Genomic DNA, 2,288 nt, shown 5'->3' on the forward strand with positions numbered 1-2,288 from the left:
AACTTTATTCTCTCAGTCTTCCATGGGGCAGTCACATGAGAAAATTCTCTATCGGTCCTGCCGGTAAGCCTATCAACTCACCAGATTCAAAAAAAGTGCCGCAGCCATAGTCTGCAGCACTTCCTTCATGCATTATTCCGGTTTCCCTAAGGTTTCTGTTACACCGAAGACTGTATCGGTTTCCTTATACCGATTGACCGCGATGTCCAAATCATGAAAATAGCGATGCAGGAGCCGTACCTGCTCCTTATCCGGATTGGTCGATGTTTCTTTCGCCAGCTGATGAATCGTCTTCATATCGTCTTCAAGCTGTTTGTCGACAATGCCTTTCTTAAGTGCCTCTCCTGATTCCTTAAACACTCGTTTAGAGAGTGTGATCGCTTTGTCCTGGTCCAACCCATCAATATTGCCATAGCCGGTAAGATTATTGTACTGCTCATGGGTATCCGCAATCATGGCAGCAAGATCATCTGTCACACCTGTTGGAGGGTCTTTCTCCAATTGGGCCTTCAGGTCTTCCTGGGGCTTAATATGATTGAAGTACATATATATTCCTGCTCCCCCGGCAACGAGCAGCCCAACCGCGACAACGCTCCAAAGCACGGCTTTTGAGTATCGTCCTTTTTTCTTCATTTTGAACCGCCCACTTTTTGTTTTTTTGTTTGGCTATACTATTTACCCGTTGTGGCAGCTTTTGATTCCACTATTGAATTAAACGGGGTGATGGACAGGCAGTAAAATCCTGACCGAACTTCCCTGCTTTCCGCGAAGCCGCTCCATCAGCAATCGCGCCCCCCATTCCCCTAGTTCCTCCGCAGGCATTTGAATAACCCTTAATGGTTTTTCGGAATAAGCAGCTTCATGCTGGCCAGGAAAAGATAACACAGACACTTCCGATACCCTCTCTTCCTGCAAGGCTTGTACAACTCCTAGAGCCAATAGGTCTCCATCGGCAAATATCGCTTCCGGAAGCTGAGAAGATCCAATCATGCCCTTCATCTGCTCGTATCCTGCCTCTATTCTGTCCTCACATAAATAGGTCCTTGACTCCAGCAGTCCCTTCTTTTGCATCGTCTCCTGAAAATACTGTCTCCTTTTATGAGAGCCGTCGCTTCCCATATAGGCAATACGGGTTAAACCTGCTGTGATAAATGAAGTAACAGCAAACTCTATGACTCTCTCATGGTCAATATCCACACAATCATAACGCGTTTGATCAGGACAGCCGCTAACAAAGACAATCTGTTCAAACCGTCCTCTCATATAAGCTGCCTCTTCTTCTGCAACCGGACCTATTACGATAACCCCTTTAACAGGGAAAGGAACATCCATATGCTCCTCATAACGGAGCATATACATCTTTTTCTTCCCCACACGTGTTAATTCCTGCTCAATTCCCTTTCGCACAGATAAATAGAATGGATTTCTAACCTCTTCCTCTACACTGAGGGCGAGCACAATCAAGATGATTTCCTCTGCTTGTTCACTATCTGTTAGTTCTTGTTCCAGCGCCCGGCGCTCATAAACCGTCCGATAACCGAGCTCCTTTGCCGCCTGAAATATTTTCTCTCTTGTTGCTTCCTTCACCGTGATGGATGGATCGTGATTTAACACTCTTGAAACGGTTGCGGGTGATACACCAACATGCTTGGCAATCCCTTTAATCGTCACCATTCCTAATACCACCTCATTTGGTGCAGGTAAAACTTTTACCTGCATTTACCTTTAACATAAGCGTATCACTAAATATTTATTAATGGCAATCTATTATCTGTTTTTTCTGATATATCTATATAACAATGAATTAAATAAAAGGTGAAAACTTGTAAATTATATATAATTGGTGTAATAATATACTTTTGGACAAGAGAAAAACCGATTCCAAACGAATCGGTTTTCAGACTCAATGCTAGTTTACTAAATCTGTTAAAGGCCATAACTGGTTCTTCATCCAGCTATGATTCTGTCGATAAAACGTAAGCCTTATATGCTTACGGTCTGTTTAAGCCAGCCAGAATAGACAGTCCAAGTTGGAGAAATAGCCTCATGATTATCTTCCAGCCATTTTACCTTTTCTGTTAAAAGTTCTTTAAGGAGCTGAGGATCATGCAAGTGCGCACTTTGTTTATCCAGCAATGCAACGGCTCTTGCAGTCTTTCCCCTATGCAAGAAGTGTGCCTTATTGATAGCCTCATCCATTCTTTCAATCCTCCCGCGTATCCTTACTTGCCGGCCTATTTCAGACCAATAAAATGGTGAGGAACCCTTTGGATTTACCTGATCTGCTG

Annotated in this window: 2 protein-coding genes and 1 pseudogene; all 3 read right to left on the reverse strand. The window is 43.6% G+C overall.

Features of this window, described 5'->3' with window-relative positions; all coding sequences use genetic code 11:
• Nucleotides 1-132: 132 nt before the first annotated feature.
• Nucleotides 133-633, reverse strand: a complete 501-nt coding sequence (locus ACI35L_RS07915) for a hypothetical protein (protein WP_439802615.1) — start codon at nt 631-633, stop codon at nt 133-135.
• Nucleotides 634-711: 78 nt separating this feature from the next.
• Nucleotides 712-1,674: a LacI family DNA-binding transcriptional regulator gene (locus ACI35L_RS07920; protein ID WP_439802616.1), complete on the reverse strand. Its 963-nt coding sequence runs from the start codon at nt 1,672-1,674 to the stop codon at nt 712-714.
• A gap of 309 nt (nt 1,675-1,983) precedes the next feature.
• A pseudogene (locus ACI35L_RS07925) lies at nt 1,984-2,288 on the reverse strand (hypothetical protein); the annotation flags it as partial.

Source organism: Pradoshia sp., from assembly GCF_051873915.1.
Lineage (GTDB): Bacteria > Bacillota > Bacilli > Bacillales > Pradoshiaceae > Pradoshia.

Excerpts from the sequence above, each read along its gene's own strand:
- ACI35L_RS07915 (WP_439802615.1), bottom strand. The coding sequence starts at position 633 with ATGAAGAAAAAAGGACGATACTCAAAAGCCGTGCTTTGGAGCGTTGTC.
- ACI35L_RS07920 (WP_439802616.1), bottom strand. The coding sequence starts at position 1,674 with ATGGTGACGATTAAAGGGATTGCCAAGCATGTTGGTGTATCACCCGCA.